Raw genomic sequence first — 16,373 nt, 5'->3', positions numbered from 1 at the left:
CCGGTATTTTCAACGAAGCCATTTTGAAAAACGGGGGGCGTCATGTCGCGCAAATTGGTTGTCTGCTTTGATGGCACCGGCAATGAGATTGAAAAGAACGAAAGCAATATTCTGAGGCTCTACAAATGCCTCAAACACGATGAAAACCAACTAGTCTATTATGAACCCGGGGTTGGCACCCTCTCCACCCGGCCCTTTGCCCGCAACAGTTTTGGCAAGGTCAAACTGGCGCTGGGACTGGCGGCGGGGCTGGGGCTGCATGAAAACGTCATGCATGCCTATAGTTTCCTCTGTCAGAACTACCGCGATGGTGACCGGCTCTACTTCTTTGGCTATTCCCGTGGTGCTTATACGGCGCGTGTGCTGGCGGGCTTTATCAACGATTTCGGCCTTGTCGCCCCACATGAGTTGCACCTGATCGGTCCGGTGTTCAAAGCCTGGCGCAAGTTGCGGCAGGGCGGGCCGAATGAGCAATACGCGCCTTTGCGGATCTCCCAGCAGTTTTTCCACATGCGTCACCCGTCGATCCGTTTCTTGGGCCTTTGGGATACGGTGTCTTCGATGATCCGAATCCGGCTGCGCTGGGGCACATTTCTGGAGTTTGGCACCCATTCCAGCGTCGATGAAAACCCTTCGGTCAAGGCGGTACGCCACGCGCTATCCATTGATGAGGCGCGCCGTTTCTTCCGCCATCAGTTCTGGACGGAAGGCCAGACATACTATGGCAACCGGTTCAAAACAAAGAACGATCCGCCGCCACAGGATGTCAAACAGGTCTGGTTCCCCGGCACCCATACCGATGTCGCTGGCAGCGTGCCCGAGGCCGAGGCAGGCCTGGCAAAGGTGACCATGCAGTGGATGCGGCAGGAGCTGGACGCGCTGGAGGTGGACAAACTGGAGTTCCGCGAACGTTATTATCAGCGCTACGTGATGGGCAAAGAGGATGAGGTCACCCGCCGGATGAAGCTGCAGATCTCAGCCCCGTCTGCAACCGCCAAGCTGCATAGCCAGCTGACCTTCCCCAAGCCGTGGTTGCTGCTGGAAATACTGCCCCGCCTGACCCGGCGCAGCCGCTGGCCCAATCAGAAAGGTATGTTTGGCTATTACTGGCCGCTTTGCCAGCCGCGCTACATTCCACAGGGCGCCGACATCCATCCTTCGGCCTTCCAGCGGCGGGAGGAATTGGCAGACTATGATCCGGTCAATCTGCAGGGGTTTCAGCAAAGAGATGAGGACGAAGAAAAGGCAACCGGAACGTATTGACCTTCCCTGCGGGCTTGGATACCTCAGGGGCAGAGCGCGGGTATGGTGAAATGGTATCATGCGAGCTTCCCAAGCTTAAGGTGCGGGTTCGATTCCCGCTACCCGCTCCAACTCTCCCAACAGTTTCAATTGGTTGCCGTCTGGCCTGTTTGGCCGATCGGTTTAACGTGCCAAGCGCGGATCGGATCTGCCCACCTTGCCCTTAGCATCAAGCTGTGAAATGGATGGGGCTCACATCCAGAGATCGCAAGACCATGACACCGCGCATGTTGGCCGCCACGCTGTTTTTGACCCTTCTGTCTGCCGGAGGGGGCTTTGTTGCATCGCTTACGCCGATGCCGCTGCCCTTTATGCTGGGCGCGCTTCTGACCTCAGGCGCGGTGGCGATGTTTCAGGCCCATCGCCTGCCGGACGGCTATGCCTACCCCATGCCGATCCGGATGTTTTTCATGGCCATCATCGGCGTCATGGTTGGCGCGCAGGTCACCAGTGAGATCCTGCAGCAGATCCCTGCCCTGGGCATTTCGATCATCGCGCTGACCCTGTTCACCGGGCTGGCCCATGCGGCCAACTATCAGATTTTCCGCCGGATTGGCGGCTATGACCGCAGCACCGCGTTTTTCTCTGGCACCCCGGGGGGGCTGATGGAATCGCTGGCCATGGGGGAGGAGGCCGGTGCCAACCTGCAGGTTCTGACCATGCTGCAGTTCATGCGGATTATCTTGGTGATCTCACTGCTGCCGCTGGGGTTGTCGATCTGGTACGGCGTGCCGCTTGGCAGCGCTTCGGGTATTTCAACTGAGGTGACGCCAGTTGGGCTGGACGCGGTGCCGCTGGCGCTGGCCGTTGGGGTTGCCGGCACCATTCTGGGCCGCTGGATCCGCCTGCCCGCCGGGCAGCTGACCGGCCCGCTGTTGGCGGCGGCAATTGTATCCGGCACCGGGCTGGCCCCGCTGCCGATCCCGCAGTGGCTGATCAATTCCGCGCAGGTGGTGATCGGTGCCTCACTGGGGCTGCGCTTTGCTGGCATGCGCGGCAAATCCATGCTGCGCGCGACCTGGCTGTCCTTCCTGTCTGTCGCGGCGATGCTGGGCCTTGGCCTGGCCCTGGCCCTGCTGGTGGCGCATGTGACCGGTGTGAAGTTTGACATTCTGCTGATTTCCTACGCCCCCGGTGGTGTCACCGAAATGGCGCTGGTGGCGCTGAGCCTTAATGCAAACCCCGCTTTGGTCACCCTGCACCACATCTACCGGATCTTCCTGACGGTGATCGGCATGGGGGTGGCCGCGCGCTGGATGGGACTGCGGGGCCGCGGCTGACGCTACGTCCTTTTCCCGCCATTTCCCCGCCCGGCTTTGACAGGCTGACGACGAAGCGTTACCGAGTTACTGAACGCTTGTTCAATTCAACGGATGGGAGGCACCACATGGACATGAACAAAACCTGCGCAGTCATCACTGGCGGCGCATCGGGTCTGGGCGAAGCCACCGCGCGCGTCTTTGCCGAAGCAGGCGCCAAGGTCACCCTGCTGGACCGCGACACCACCCGTGGGCCGCAGGTCGCAGCTGAACTGGGCGGCACCTTTGTGGAAACCGATGTAACCGATGAGGCCTCGGTTCAGGCGGCCTTGAGTGCGGCCAAAGAGGCCATGGGTGGCCTCAACGCCGCCGTGAACTGCGCCGGCATCGCAATTGCGGAGACCACGCTGAAGAAAGACGATGGCATTCACAGTCTGGAAAGCTATCGCAAGGTGATCGATGTGAACCTGACCGGCACCTTCAACATCGCCCGCCTTGCCGCGGATGCGATGAAGGACAATGCGCCGGAGCCGGACGGCAACCGCGGTGTCATCATCAACACCGCCTCCATCGCGGCCTTTGACGGTCAGCGCGGACAAGCGGCCTATGCCAGCTCCAAAGGCGGCGTTGTCGGTCTGACCCTGCCCTTGGCCCGTGATCTGGCCCGCAATGGTATCCGGGTGATGACCATCGCACCTGGCATCTTCATGACGCCAATGCTGGCCGGCCTGCCGCAAGAAGCACAGGACAGTCTGGCGGCTTCGGTCACCAACCCCAAACGTCTGGGCGATCCGCGTGAATATGGCCGTCTGGCCAAGTTCATCGTCGAATGCGGTTACCTGAACGGGGAAACCATCCGCATCGACGGCGCGCTGCGGATGATGTGATCCGATCCTGAGAGAACGACAAAGGCGGGCCTCAGGCCCGCCTTTTTTGTTTGTAAAACAGCTAAGGTGCCACCGAAAGCAGTCGCCTCAACCGGCGGCTTTCTCTTCCAGCTCCATCCATTCCTCCTCCGCCTTGCCAAGCGCCTCCTGGCGTTCGACCAAGGCATCAGTGGCCTTCTGGAATTTCACCGGCTCCTTGGTGAAAAGGTCCGGGTCCATCAGGAACTCCTCCAGCTTGGCAATCTCCGCCTCCAGCCGTTCGATCACCGCCGGCAGCTCCTCCAACCGGTGTTTTTCGGTGAAGGACAACCCATCAGGCTTTGCCGCCTCTTTCGCAGCGGGCTTGCTGTCTTTCTTCGGCTCAGCGGCCGCCTTCTCTGCCTTCGGTGCAGCCTCGCCCTTTTGCGATTGGTAATCGCTCCAGCCGCCAGCATAGACCGTGGCCCGCCCGTTGCCTTCCATTGCGATGGTGGTGGTCGCCACTCGGTCCAGGAAGTCGCGATCGTGGCTGACCAGCATCACCGTGCCATCAAAGTCATCCAGCAACTCCTGCAGCAGATCCAGCGTCTCAATGTCCAAATCGTTGGTCGGTTCATCCAAAACCAGCAGGTTGCTTTCCCGCGCCATCAGTTTGGCCAAGAGCAGCCGCGCCTTTTCACCCCCCGAAAGCGAGCGCACCGGCGCCCGCGCCTGACGCTCATCAAACAGGAACTCTTTCAGATAGCCGACCACATGTTTCGGCTGCCCCCGCACCATGACCTGATCGGCCTTGCCGGAAACCCGCATCTCAGGGTCGCCAGTCAGACTGTCCCAAAGGCTCATCTCCGGGTCCAGCTGGGCGCGGCTCTGATCAAAGATCGCCGGCACCAGATTGGTGCCATGCACCACCGTGCCCTCATCCGGGGTTTCCTGCCCCATCAACATTTTCAACAGCGTCGTTTTGCCCACACCATTGGGGCCCACAAAGGCCACCCGGTCACCGCGCTGGATCTTGATGTCAAAATTCTTGAGGATCGATTTATCGCCATAGGTCTTGGCGATGCCCTTGGCCTCAATCACCTTGCGGCCAGATTTCGGGCCCGCCGTCAGCTCCAACGCCGCCGCGCCCTGCCGTTTGATCTGGCTGGAGCGTTCATCCTTAAGCGCATGCAACGCCCGCAGACGTCCCTGATTGCGCTTGCGCCGGGCCGAAATGCCCTCGACGGCCCACCGCGCCTCGGCCTTGATCTTGCGGTCCATCTTGTGGCGCGCGATGTCTTCTTCTTCCCAGGTCTTGTCACGCCAGGCCTCAAAGGCGTCAAAGCCCTTCTCCTGCCGCCGCACCTGGCCCCGGTCGATCCACAGGGTCGCCCGCGTCAGGGCGCGCAAAAAAGCCCGGTCGTGTGAAATCAGCACATAGCCCGCCCGTGTGGTGGCCAGTTCGTTTTCCAGCCAGGCGATGGCTTCGATGTCCAGGTGGTTGGTCGGCTCATCCAGCAGCATCAACTCGGGCGCTTCCGCCATCAACTTCGCCAAAGCCGCACGCCGCCTCTCACCACCCGATGCGGTTTCTACCGGCCGGGCCGGGTCAAATTTCAGCCCTTCACCAGCCATCTCAACCCGGTACATCTCAGACGGTTCCAGTTCCGAGGCGGCAAAATCGCCCAGGGTGGCAAAGCCCTTCATCTCAGGCTCCTGCTCCATATAGCCGACAGACACACCCGGCGGCACCACGCGCAGGCCTTGGTCGGCCTCGACCAGTCCAGCCATCACCTTCATCAGGGTCGATTTACCGGACCCGTTGCGCCCGACCAGCGCCACCCGGTCACCGGGCTGCACCATCAGCGAGAGGTCGTGAAAAACAGGATCGCCGCCAAAGGTCAGCGAGATTTCGTTCAGTTGGAGCAAAGGAATACGTGCCATGCCCCGCTGCTACGTCAGCGGCCCATTTAGGTCAAGCAAGCAGCGCGCCCGCGCCCTTTCATCGTTCCCAAAATACTCCGGGGGAATTGGCCGTCAGGCCAAGGGGGCAGCGCCCCCAACCGCTCGGCCTACCCCGCCACCGCCCGCAGCAATTTCTTGCGCGCCGGAGGGATCGCAGCAATCTCAAGCCCGGTAAACACATGCAGCGTGTTCATCTGCCGGTCCACCACCGCATGATCGCTGACCCAACCACCCATCATCAGATAAGTGCGCAGCAAAGGCGGCATATGGCGCATCGCCAGTTTCGCGTCCGGTTTGCGGCGGAGTTTCTGCGCAAAGCGGAAGACCTGCGGCGCCTTCACCCGTGGCAGCCAGCGTTTTGGCGCCAGGTGGCGATCCCGCAGCATGGCAAAGCTGTCCAGGTAGTTCTCTTCATCGGTGCCATGAAAGGAGGAGCAGCCAAACAGCATCTCAACCCCCATCTCATCCACAAAGGTGGTCATCGCGCCCCAGGCCACCCGCAGGATATCGGGATCCTGCACCTCGGGGTGAATACAGAACCGGCCCATTTCTACCATCGGCCCTTCAAAATCGCGCAGGCCCGAAAGTTCGTAATACTGCGCCGAATAGCTCCGCTCGATCGCCGCACCGTTTTCAAACGGCAGCAGGCGGAAGCAACAGACCAAACGGCCTGAGCGCGCCTCTTCGACCAGGACATGCACACAGAGGTCATCGTAGCGGTCTTCGTCCAGACCCAGATGGCCATGAAACGACAGATGCCGCAGCATCTGGGCCGCCCGAAGGTCGGCGTCGGTCTCAGCCAGGCGCGTTACATAGCGCCCTTTTTTCAGTGACAACATTGGCGGCTCCACCACTCTGCCCATTATAGCTAGTAGGCCCGGCCCTATCACGCAATAGATGTCACCCCGGTGACACTGGGCCCCGGGGTGCTGAGAATTCGAAAGCTGTGGCTGTTTGCAGCGCTTGTTACAGCACGTCCGCGGCGCTGACCTGGCCGAGGTTGCCCAGAAGCTGACGGATGAAGCCCTTGTCTACGATGCCCGAGCTGGTCACGCGACGTGACAGCGGCACCACCTGGCCGTCTTCCAGACCAAAGCGTTCCACGTTGGACACCACGCCGCGCTTATCAAAGCTGATCGCCACCACTTCGCGGTTGATCACCTCAGGGGCGCGATAGGCAAAATGTTTCACCTGACTGCGGACGTAGAAATAGCTGCCATCCTTGATCACGCCCGATGTGGTGGGCGGGCCAACGGTTTCAGACACGCTGTCGCGGGTATCAACGCCAACGATGATGCCTGCAAGTTCCTCTTCGGGCGGAACAAAACCGTGATTGCGATAGCTGGCCGAACATCCGGCCACGGCCAGAACGGCCACAACAGCAGCCACCTTGCCAACGGTTGTTACCAGATGCGTTCCCCGACGTGTTTCCCGACGCGTTCCCAGGGTCTTTACCTTGCCTGCCATCTCCGCCCTCTTGCCTTGGCTTCTTTCGCCTTTTATCTCGCTTACAGAAGGAATGACTTCGGTTCAAGCAAAGGAACCACCCCGAAATGAGCAATCTCCCCTCTCAGCCACTGCGTGTGGCCGATCTGTCGACCAATAAACCCACCCGGTTTGAACTGATCCCGGATGAGGCCAGCCTGCGTGCCATTGCCGACGAACTGGGCCTTTTGGGCCTGCGCAAGCTGCGCTTTAAGGGCGAAGTGGCCGCAAGCGGCAAACGCGACTGGGTGCTGAAGGCACAGTTGGGTGCGACCGTGACCCAGCCCTGTGTGGTCACCCTGGCCCCAGTCACCACCCGGTTGGAAGAGCCGACCGAACGGCGCTTTGTTGCCGATCTGCCCGAACAAGACGGCGACGCTGGCAGCGAAGACGGCGTTGAAATGCACGAAGACGACAGCCTGGAACCACTTGGCAGCCACATTGACCCGGCGGCTGTGATGATCGAAGCCCTGTCGCTGGCGCTGCCGCTCTACCCGCGGGCAGATGGCGCAGAAATGGCTGAGACCAACTTTACCGAGCCGGGCAAAGCCGCAATGACGGATGAGGATACCAAACCCTTTGCCGGACTTGCCGCGCTGCGTGACCAGCTGGGACAAAAGGGCGAAGACTAAAGGCGTAGCCCCCTGCGCGGCCCTTGCTTTGGGGCAGTTTTTGCCTGAGGATTGGCCGCGCTGAGTGCCCGTTGAAAAGAAAACTGTCGCACCCCAAAAAACCACTTGCGCTGGGGCAAATTCGCAGTATTTTCCGGCGCTCATTCGAATTTAGGGTTGGACATGTCGGAAACTTCCGACTATGTGCCACGAACCCACCTGTAACCGGGCCGTCGCGGCCCCTGAAATTGAGGTTGTGACATGGCTGTCCAACAGAACAAAGTATCCAAGTCGCGCCGCAACAACCGCCGCGCACACGACGCACTGGTCGCTGCAAACCCGAACGAGTGCCCGAACTGCGGTGAGCTGAAGCGCCCCCACCACGTATGCGCCTCCTGCGGCCACTACGCCGATCGTGAAGTTGTCGCCATGGCTGACGACGTCGATCTGGACGAAGACGCGGCATAAGCGCATTTCACGGGGACCAGCGTCCGCTATGACCGCTATGCAGGATACCTCCACAGCGGGTGCGGACCGCATCATCATCTCCGTTGACGCCATGGGTGGCGATCGAGGACCGGCGGCTGTTGTCGCCGGTATTTCGTTGTCAGCCAAGAAAAATCCCGATATCGGTTTCATCCTGCACGGCCCCAAGGCCGAGCTTGAGCGGCTTGTTGCCCGTAAGAAACCGCTGCTGGGTCGGGTGGAAATCCGCGATGCCGAAGATGTGGTCACCATGGAGGACAAACCCTCCCAGGTGATGCGCCACGGCAAAAACACCTCCATGTGGTCGGCGCTTGATTCGGTCCGCTCGAAAGAGGCGGATGTCTGTGTCTCCTGTGGCAACACCGGCGCTCTGATGGCGCTGTCGATGATCCGCCTGCGCAAACTGCCGGGTGTGAACCGCCCCGCCATTGCGATTCTCTGGCCCTCGTCGAACCCGCAGGGGTTCAATGTGATGCTGGATGTGGGCGCCGATATTCGCGCCGACGAACGCGACCTGCTGCAATATGCAATGATGGGCGCCTCCTATGCCCGCAACGGTCTGGATCTGGAAACCCCCAGAATCGGGTTGTTGAACGTCGGCACCGAAGAACACAAAGGCCGCGCTGAGCTGAAACTGGCGCATGAGCTGATTGCCAAACAGGCCCCGCTGGCCGGATATGAGTTTGTCGGCTTTGTTGAAGGCGGCGATATTCCGGGCAACACCTGCGACGTGATCGTCACCGACGGCTTCACCGGCAACATCGCGCTGAAGACCGGCGAAGGCACCGCCAGCCTGATCGGCAGCCTCTTGCGCGAAGCCTTCAAATTTTCGCCCTTGTCGCGTCTGGCATCGGTTCTGGCCTATACCTCGCTGCAGCGTCTGGCCAAACGGATTGACCCGCGCCGTGTCAATGGTGGCGTATTTCTAGGCCTCAACGGCACGGTGGTGAAATCGCATGGCTCGGCCGATGCGATGGGCGTCGCCGCGGCGGTCAAACTGGCCTTCCAACTGTCCCAATCTGGTTTCTCGCACAAACTTGCGGCTCGGGTTGCATCTGCCACCGAGCAGGTCCAAAATGCCGTAGAGGAAAGAAGCCAGAGCGGTGACAAAGAATGACAATACGGGCTGTTGTAAAAGGCGTTGGACATTATCTGCCAGAGCGGGTTGTCCCCAACAGCGAATTTGAAGCCACCCTGGATACGACGGACGAATGGATTCGCACCCGCTCAGGCATTGAGCGGCGCCATTTCGCGGCCGAGGGTGAAACAACTTCGGATCTGGCGGTCAAAGCCGCCAATGCCGCGCTGAAAAATGCCGGCCTAGTGGCAGATGACATTGATGCCATCGTGCTGGCCACATCCACACCGGACCTGACCTTCCCGTCTGTTGCCACTATGGTGCAGGAAAAGCTGAGCATGACGCGGGGCTTTGGCTTTGACGTCCAGGCGGTCTGTGCCGGGTTTGTCTACGCACTGACCAACGCCAATGCGCTGATCGTATCCGGTCAGGCGAAGCGCGTGCTGGTCATTGGTGCGGAAACCTTCAGCCGGATCATGGACTGGACCGATCGCGCCACCTGCGTGTTGTTTGGCGATGGCGCCGGTGCATTGGTTCTGGAAGGCGCAGAGGGCGCCGGTGACAACGCCGATCGCGGCATCCTGTCGGCCGATCTGAACTCGGACGGGCGCTACCGCGACATGCTTTATGTCGATGGCGGGGTCTCCACCACCGGCACTTCGGGCAAGCTGCGGATGCAGGGCAATGCGCTGTTCCGTCAGGCCGTTGAAAAACTGACCTCAACCGCACGGACCGCGCTGAAGAAAATCGATCTTGGCGACAGTGACGTAAACTGGATCGTGCCGCATCAGGCCAATATCCGCATCATCCAGGGCACGGCCAAGAAAATGGGCCTGTCGATGGACAATGTGATCGTCACCGTTCAGGACCACGGCAACACCTCTGCGGCTTCGATCCCGCTGGCCCTTTCGGTTGGCGCGGCTGAGGGTCGGATCAAGGAGGGTGATCTGGTTCTGACCGAAGCCATCGGTGGCGGCCTGGCCTGGGGCGCGGTTGTTCTGCGCTGGTAAGCTAAAATCAGCGGTTCAGCGCCGGTCAGAGTGGGTAAAGCAAGCCATTGATATTGACTCGGAAATTGCCTTCCCTCATTCTTGAGAAAATGAGGGAGACCCGGCATGAGTGACAAGACCCTGACCCGTATGGACCTGAGCGAAGCGATTTTCCGCGAAGTGGGCCTGTCCCGCAACGATTCCGCGCAGCTTGTGGAAAGCGTATTGAACCACATGTCGGACGCGCTGGTGGATGGCCAGCAGGTCAAGATCTCTTCTTTCGGCACCTTCTCGGTGCGCGATAAGGCGGCCCGTGTGGGTCGTAACCCCAAGACCGGGGAAGAGGTGCCGATCAATCCCCGCCGCGTCCTGACCTTCCGCCCCTCGCACCTGATGAAGGAGCGTGTGGCCGCAGGGAACTCCAAGAAAGGATAAGCGGCAATGGCGAAGTCGCCAGACGCCTTCAGAACGATCAGCGAAGTGGCCGAGTGGTTGGATCGCCCGGCCCATGTTTTGCGTTTCTGGGAAAGCAAATTCACCCAAGTGAAGCCGGTGAAACGCGCCGGTGGACGCCGGTATTACCGCCGTCAGGACATGCTGTTGCTGGGGGGCATCAAAACCCTGCTGCATGACGAAGGCATGACCATCAAAGGCGTGCAGAAGCTGCTGCGCGAAAATGGCGTGAAACATGTCACCGCCATGTCGCAACCGCTGGATGGCGATCCAGACCCCGCCCCCGTGGTGGACGCTGCTGCCGTCGCGCCTGAACCCGCAGCTGATGAGGCGGGCGACAACCTTGTTGTCTTCCCCAGCCCGGCCGAGGATAGCGCCAAGAAATCCGCGAAGAAAAAGCCCCCCTTTGAGCGTGAGCCGGAACAGGCCATGCTGTTTGAGATGGCAGATTCCGTGGCGCCTGAGCTGGATGACATCTACCGCGCCTCATCCGAGGACACCGCCCCTGAGGTGGAAGAACCCGAAGACGTGCCCCTGCCCTTTGGTGAGGCAGAGGCGCGCGATCTGCCGGCTGATACCGATACTGTTGCCACCCCGACCGCCTCGGCGGCTGAGGCACCGACAGAACCGGTGGCAGAGCTGACAGCGCCAGCAGACCCCGCGCCGTTCCCCGGCCACCTGACCGCGCTGCTGGATCCAGCTGCACGGATCAGGGATGGCAAACACGACGATGCGATGGTGGTGCGGAACCGGTTGCAGGATCATCTGACGGCGGTGAAAAAACGGCTCTGAGCTTTGGCAGCTGCGCGGGCGTGGGCGACCATCCGACAGGCCGCCAAAGATCCGCTAAGGCGCGGCGAAAAAACTACAAAAGAATTTCGCAAATCCTCTTGCCCCCGGCGCAGAATCCAGTATGAAAGCCAAACCGTCGGGCTATAGCGCAGCCTGGTAGCGCGTCCGTCTGGGGGACGGAAGGTCGCAGGTTCGAGTCCTGCTAGCCCGACCATTTTCTCCCACACTGGTGATCTCACCCCACTTGGGGCATGCGATCAATCACGTGATCTTCCGATGGAAAGAGTGAGAGAGAACAGGGGTTTATCCCCCTGCCCTCATCCTATTTACTTGGCTGCTTTTGCTGTGACTGCGGATCCCGCAACGGGACGCACGGCAAAGGCAAAGCAGATGATCAGCAGCGCCAAGGCCGCAAGGATGCCAAAGCCGAACCGCAAAGAACTGGCCTCGGCCACGAACCCGATCAGTGGCGGCCCGAGGAGGATACCGCCATAGCTGAGGGTTGAGACCGAAGATATTGCGCGGCCCGGTGACATGTTTGGATCATTGGCCGCGCGGGTAAAGGCGATCGGGATCACCACCGCATAACCCAGCCCCATCAGCGCAAACCCAAGGACGCTGATGTCCGGCGTAGCAAAGCCGACAACCAGCAAAGCACCGGAAAAGGCCACCACGCCAGCGCCGCGTGCCGTGGCCACCGGACCAAAGGCCCGGATCACCCGGTCCCCGGCCAGCCGCATCGCCACCATCGCGCCCGAGAAGACCGTGAAGCCAAGCGCCGCATCGGCCTCACTGACACCGGCCACATCCACCATATAGACCGCGCTCCAATCCGCCATGGCGCCTTCACCCATGGCGGCGCCAAAGGCCATCAGACCGGCAAACAGCAAGATCCCCTTGGGCAGGGTGAAGATCGGCCCTTTCTGTTCGCCATGATGGGTGTCTGACTGCCAGTTGATCGACCCGAACCAGTAAAACAGCGCCGACAGCACCAGCCCCGCCGCCGCAAAGTGGGGCAGCAGACCCAGCTGCGCCTTCAGCGCCAGATAGCCGCTGATCGCCCCCATCGCCGTGCCAACGCTCCACATCGCGTGGAAGGAGGACATCACCGGCCGCGCCATTGTACGTTCGACCTCAGTGGCCCAGGTGTTCATGGTGACATCCATGGCACCGTGGCTGGCCCCAAACAGCAGCAGCGCCAGGGCCAGCACCCAGAAACTGGGCGCGATCCCGATCAGCAGCAGCGTCACCAGATTGGCAAGCGCCAGCCACAGGGTCACCCGCGCCGCGCCCATCTGATCCGCCGCGCGCCCGGCAAAAGGAAAGGCCAGGATCGCGCCGCCTGCCAGCAGCAACAGCAAACCGCCCAGCACTGCGTGGCTGAGGTCAAACTTCTCCGCCACCGCAGGCACCCGCGCCGCCCACATGCCATAGAGCGCCCCGTTCATCGCAAACATCGCTGCCACTGCCCGCCAAGGGGTTCTGATCCCGCTCATCATCGTCATCCTGTTCGAAATCGGGCGGTCGTTCCGTCCCGTTCTTTGTGCGAATCTTTGGGCGCTAACACTTCCGGGCACAAGGGGGCTGCCGCGAATAATGAGCCCCCTCCGACAAAAAAACGACGCAGCGTAAAGGGGCGCATCCGACCTCGTGGTCGCTTTTTCGCCGGGGGCGCGCTTGACAGGCCGGACGCCACATTGGATGTGCGAAGAAAGACCCAAACCGCCGGAGGAGGCTGTGATGAAAAAGTCGATCGACGATTTCGTGCTGGAAAACATCACCGTGGCTATGGATGAGGCCGGGATCACCACCGTGACCCTCAACCGCCCCACTAAGCGCAACGCGCTGAATGCAGAAACCATTGAAGAGCTGATCGAAGTCTTCTCGCATCTGCCGCGCATGGGCGCACGCGCCATCGTGCTGCGGGCTGAGGGCGATCATTTCTGCGCCGGCCTTGATCTGGTGGAACACCACGTCGAAGATCGCCGCCCCGAGGATTTCATGCATGTCTGCCTGCGCTGGCATGAGGCGTTCAACAAGATGGAATATGGTGGTGTGCCGATCATCGCAGCGCTGAAAGGCGCGGTTGTCGGTGGCGGTCTGGAACTGGCCTCCTCGGCGCATATCCGGGTTGCCGATCAGTCGACCTATTTCGCCCTGCCCGAAGGCCAGCGCGGGCTGTTCACCGGTGGTGGCGCCACCATCCGCGTGGCCGATCTGGTCGGCAAATCCCGGATGATCGACATGATGCTAACCGGTCGGATCTACAAAGATGACGAAGCGATTTCCGTTGGTCTGGCCCAATATCTGGTCGAGGATTCTGAGGCCAAAGCCTATGAGATCGCCCGCGCAGCGGCAGAAAACCCGCCGCTGTCGAACTTCGCCATCTGTTCGGCCATCAGCCATATGCAGAACATGTCAGCGCTGGATGCGGCCTATGCGGAATCGGTTGTGGCCGGCATCGTGAACACCCAGCCCGCATCGCGCGATCGCCTGGAGGCCTTTGCCAACAAAACGGCGGCCCGGGTGAAACCCAAAGGCTAAGCAGCCCAGCTGATGATTTTGTGACGCGCGTCCCTCACAGGGCGCGCGTTTTTCATGCCTGTGAGCCCGGTTTTCCCTGTTGCGGCGGATGTTCAGGCGCAATGGGCGCACAAACATGGTTCCCCGGCCCCCGCCCCTTTGATAAGACGGAAAAAACCATTTGCGGAGGCGCGTTTATGACCGGAGTTCTACCCTCTCAGGCGTTGGAAACCATGATCACGGCCGGTGAGATCACCGCCAGCCCCGCAATCATTCCTGAACAGATCCAACCCGCCTCACTGGACCTACGGCTGGGTACCCGTGCCTGGCGGGTGCGGGCCTCCTTTCTAGCGGGCAATGGCCGTTCGGTCATGGACCGGCTGGAAGAGTTCGAAATGCATCAGATCGACCTCACCGATGGGGCCGTTCTGGAAAAGGGCTGCGTTTATGTGGTGCCCCTGATGGAAGGGCTGAACCTGCCCGCCGGCGTGCAAGCCGTTGCCAACGCCAAAAGCTCCACCGGGCGGCTGGATCTGCTGACCCGCACCATCACCGATGGCGGGGAAGAGTTTGACCGCATCCAGCCGGGTTATCACGGGCCGCTCTATGCCGAGATTTGCCCGCGCAGCTTCTCGGTTCTGGTGCGTCCGGGCATGCGGCTCAATCAGATCCGGTTCCGCGCCGGTCAGGCAGTGCTGTCTGACGATGCCCTGGCCGCGCTGCATGGCGAAACACCCCTCGTAGACGGTGAAGCGGTGATCGATGAAGGCCTTGGCTTTTCGGTTGATCTGCGCCCCAGCGAAGGCACGCTGGTGGGCTACCGCGCCAAACCCCATACTGGTGTGATCGATCTGGACCGGATCGGCGAATATGACCCGGCCGAATACTGGGAAGAGGTGCGCAGCGACAACGGGCAGATCATTCTGGACCCCGGTGCGTTTTACATTCTGGTCAGCCGGGAGGCGGTGCATATCCCGCCCGCCTATGCCGCTGAAATGGCCCCCTATCTGGCAATGGTCGGCGAATTTCGCGTGCATTACGCAGGCTTCTTTGACCCAGGCTTTGGCAACGCAGATGCGGGCGGCGCCGGTTCGCGCGGCGTGCTTGAGGTGCGCTGCCACGAAGCCCCCTTTGTGCTGGAGCATGGGCAGGTGGTCGGCAGGCTGGTCTATGAACAAATGGCTGAGGTGCCAGAGCAGCTTTATGGTGCAGGCATTGCCTCAAACTATCAGGGTCAGGGCCTGAAACTGTCCAAACATTTCCGCGCCGGGTGATCTGCCGGTGCTGACCCGCCCTGTTCCCCTGCTGACGCTGGCCATTGGCATCATCGGTGCCAATTCTCTGGTGCTGCCACCGATCGCTTCGGCCGTTGGCGCGGATCTAGGGGCACCAGCCACGCGGATCATCACCGCGATGAGCGCCTATGGCGCGGGCACGGCCCTGTCGGCGCTGTTTCTGGCGCCACGATCTGATGTGATCGGGGCCGACCGCAGCCTGCGGCATGCCGCGGCGCTGGTCTGTCTGGCCTTGCTGGTTATCACATTCGCGCCCTCCGCCCCCTTGCTGATTGCGGCCCATGGTCTGGCCGGGATCGGCGCTGGCATGGCGCTGCCAGCGATTTACGGGCTGGCCGCGCAGGTTGCTCCGAAAGGGCAGGAAAAACAGGTGATCGGCACCGTGCTGACCGGCTGGACGCTTTCGCTTGTGGGCGGCGTGCTACTGGCGGCGGTGGTTACTGACCTTATGGGGTGGCGCAGCCTCTATGCCATCCTGTCCGCGCTGACAGCGCTGGTCTGGATCCTGCTGGGCCGATGCGACATGGGGGTCGCTAGGGTCGCGGACCGCCCCACCTCCCCGCTGACGGCGCTACAGGTGCCGGGCGTCAGCCGTGCCCTGTTTGCCAACATCATGCTGATGTTTTCCTTCTTTGGCGCCTATGGCTTCCTTGGCACCCATGTGGTGGAGCAGCTTGGGCAAAGCACCAGCGCGGCCGGATTGCTCACCATGTCCTACGGCAGCGGCTATGGCGTCGCCGCATTGTTCAACCGTTTCATTGACAGGCTGCCCCGGCACAAGGCAATGGCAGTGGCCTTCTTCGGGCTGGCGTTGGCGCATTTCATCACCATGAGCGTCACCAGCAGCTATAATGCCTTGCTGGTTACTGTGTTCATCTGGGGGACTTTTCAGGCCTTCGCCCTTAACGCGGTGCTGGACCGCCTCAATGCGTTGGAGCCTTCGCAGCGTGGTGCGATCATGGGGCTCAACTCTGCCAGCACCTACCTTTGTGTAACGCTGGGCGCAGTGATCTACGCCCTGCCCTATGATGCATATGGGCTGAGCGCTTGTGTGTTTATTTCAGCAGTCTGCTGTCTGCTGGCCAGCGGCGAGGCCCTGTTGCCCCGCGCCAAAGTGGCCAATATCAGCGATTGAGGCGCTGCGCGGTGCGCGCAGCTTTGCGGGCACGACGACCGTTTTTGGCCGATCCGGTCACTTTTTCAAAACCGGCATCAACACCTTTGTTCACCAGACGGCGCATGACCTGACGGATCACCATATTGATAATCTGATTGGCGTTCATTGCTCTT

17 protein-coding genes and 2 tRNA genes are annotated in these 16,373 nt (G+C 61.0%); 14 read left to right on the top strand and 5 right to left on the bottom strand.

The annotated features are described in order from the left end of the window. The first annotated feature begins 42 nt into the window (after positions 1-42). The 4 genes from ACORLH_RS08365 to ACORLH_RS08350 all read left to right on the top strand — a co-directional run bounded on the left by ACORLH_RS08365 (position 43) and on the right by ACORLH_RS08350 (position 3,448). Positions 43-1,263: a DUF2235 domain-containing protein gene (locus tag ACORLH_RS08365; RefSeq protein WP_321832229.1), complete on the top strand. Its 1,221-nt coding sequence runs from the start codon at positions 43-45 to the stop codon at positions 1,261-1,263. Positions 1,264-1,299: 36 nt separating this feature from the next. Continuing rightward, positions 1,300-1,373 (top strand) — tRNA-Gly (locus ACORLH_RS08360). Between the two features lie 144 nt (positions 1,374-1,517). Beyond that, entirely contained in the window at positions 1,518-2,582 is a 1,065-nt protein-coding gene (locus tag ACORLH_RS08355) for an AbrB family transcriptional regulator (protein WP_321832227.1), read from the top strand. A 107-nt stretch (positions 2,583-2,689) separates the two neighbouring features. Then, positions 2,690-3,448 carry an SDR family NAD(P)-dependent oxidoreductase gene (locus ACORLH_RS08350; RefSeq protein WP_058244090.1) on the top strand — a complete coding sequence of 253 codons (759 nt, stop codon included), beginning with the start codon at positions 2,690-2,692 and terminating at the stop codon, positions 3,446-3,448. A gap of 87 nt (positions 3,449-3,535) precedes the next feature. On the opposite strand, the gene ACORLH_RS08345 is transcribed toward ACORLH_RS08350, so the two are convergent. The 3 genes from ACORLH_RS08345 to ACORLH_RS08335 form a co-directional block, all read right to left on the bottom strand. Further along, on the bottom strand, positions 3,536-5,350 hold the full coding sequence (locus ACORLH_RS08345) for an ABC-F family ATP-binding cassette domain-containing protein (protein WP_321832223.1): 1,815 nt from the start codon (positions 5,348-5,350) through the stop codon (positions 3,536-3,538). 128 nt (positions 5,351-5,478) lie between these two features. Further along, a complete protein-coding gene (locus tag ACORLH_RS08340) occupies positions 5,479-6,210 on the bottom strand; it encodes a GNAT family N-acyltransferase (RefSeq protein ID WP_321832222.1) in 732 nt (243 codons plus the stop codon). A gap of 127 nt (positions 6,211-6,337) precedes the next feature. Then, complete coding sequence (locus ACORLH_RS08335; protein ID WP_321832220.1) at positions 6,338-6,838, bottom strand: outer membrane protein assembly factor BamE; 501 nt, start codon at positions 6,836-6,838, stop codon at positions 6,338-6,340. Between the two features lie 86 nt (positions 6,839-6,924). On the opposite strand from ACORLH_RS08335, the gene ACORLH_RS08330 reads away from it, so the two are divergent. The 7 genes from ACORLH_RS08330 to ACORLH_RS08300 all read left to right on the top strand — a co-directional run bounded on the left by ACORLH_RS08330 (position 6,925) and on the right by ACORLH_RS08300 (position 11,479). Next, positions 6,925-7,488: a DUF177 domain-containing protein gene (locus ACORLH_RS08330; protein WP_321832219.1), complete on the top strand. Its 564-nt coding sequence runs from the start codon at positions 6,925-6,927 to the stop codon at positions 7,486-7,488. A gap of 240 nt (positions 7,489-7,728) precedes the next feature. Continuing rightward, positions 7,729-7,935: a 50S ribosomal protein L32 gene (rpmF, locus tag ACORLH_RS08325; protein ID WP_058317763.1), complete on the top strand. Its 207-nt coding sequence runs from the start codon at positions 7,729-7,731 to the stop codon at positions 7,933-7,935. A 28-nt stretch (positions 7,936-7,963) separates the two neighbouring features. Then, positions 7,964-9,070, top strand: a complete 1,107-nt coding sequence (gene plsX, locus ACORLH_RS08320; protein WP_321832216.1) for a phosphate acyltransferase PlsX — start codon at positions 7,964-7,966, stop codon at positions 9,068-9,070. Continuing rightward, entirely contained in the window at positions 9,067-10,041 is a 975-nt protein-coding gene (locus ACORLH_RS08315) for a beta-ketoacyl-ACP synthase III (protein WP_321832214.1), read from the top strand. Before plsX ends, ACORLH_RS08315 begins: the two co-directional genes overlap by 4 nt. Before the next feature lie 105 nt (positions 10,042-10,146). Next, positions 10,147-10,455: an integration host factor subunit alpha gene (gene ihfA, locus ACORLH_RS08310; protein WP_058244097.1), complete on the top strand. Its 309-nt coding sequence runs from the start codon at positions 10,147-10,149 to the stop codon at positions 10,453-10,455. A gap of 6 nt (positions 10,456-10,461) precedes the next feature. After that, on the top strand, positions 10,462-11,265 hold the full coding sequence (locus ACORLH_RS08305) for a MerR family transcriptional regulator (RefSeq protein WP_321832213.1): 804 nt from the start codon (positions 10,462-10,464) through the stop codon (positions 11,263-11,265). Positions 11,266-11,402: 137 nt separating this feature from the next. Continuing rightward, positions 11,403-11,479 (top strand) — tRNA-Pro (locus ACORLH_RS08300). Between the two features lie 112 nt (positions 11,480-11,591). Here the strand turns inward: ACORLH_RS08300 and ACORLH_RS08295 are convergent. Continuing rightward, positions 11,592-12,761: an MFS transporter gene (locus tag ACORLH_RS08295; RefSeq protein ID WP_321832212.1), complete on the bottom strand. Its 1,170-nt coding sequence runs from the start codon at positions 12,759-12,761 to the stop codon at positions 11,592-11,594. Positions 12,762-13,005: 244 nt separating this feature from the next. Here ACORLH_RS08295 and ACORLH_RS08290 point away from each other — a divergent pair, with 244 nt between their 5' ends. The 3 genes from ACORLH_RS08290 (at position 13,006) to ACORLH_RS08280 (ending at position 16,218) form a co-directional block, all read left to right on the top strand. Continuing rightward, complete coding sequence (locus ACORLH_RS08290) at positions 13,006-13,809, top strand: crotonase/enoyl-CoA hydratase family protein (RefSeq protein ID WP_321832211.1); 804 nt, start codon at positions 13,006-13,008, stop codon at positions 13,807-13,809. Between the two features lie 176 nt (positions 13,810-13,985). Further along, positions 13,986-15,062 carry a 2'-deoxycytidine 5'-triphosphate deaminase gene (locus ACORLH_RS08285; RefSeq protein WP_321832210.1) on the top strand — a complete coding sequence of 359 codons (1,077 nt, stop codon included), beginning with the start codon at positions 13,986-13,988 and terminating at the stop codon, positions 15,060-15,062. A 7-nt stretch (positions 15,063-15,069) separates the two neighbouring features. Further along, complete coding sequence (locus ACORLH_RS08280) at positions 15,070-16,218, top strand: MFS transporter (RefSeq protein ID WP_321832209.1); 1,149 nt, start codon at positions 15,070-15,072, stop codon at positions 16,216-16,218. Here the strand turns inward: ACORLH_RS08280 and ACORLH_RS08275 are convergent. Next, positions 16,208-16,366, bottom strand: a complete 159-nt coding sequence (locus tag ACORLH_RS08275) for a hypothetical protein (RefSeq protein WP_321832208.1) — start codon at positions 16,364-16,366, stop codon at positions 16,208-16,210. The genes ACORLH_RS08280 and ACORLH_RS08275 overlap by 11 nt on opposite strands. Positions 16,367-16,373: the final 7 nt, after the last annotated feature.

The organism is Thalassovita sp. (assembly GCF_963691685.1).
GTDB lineage: Bacteria > Pseudomonadota > Alphaproteobacteria > Rhodobacterales > Rhodobacteraceae > Thalassobius.
The sequence above is the reverse complement of the archived record's forward strand: the minus strand, read 5'-3'. Positions and strand labels throughout refer to the sequence as shown.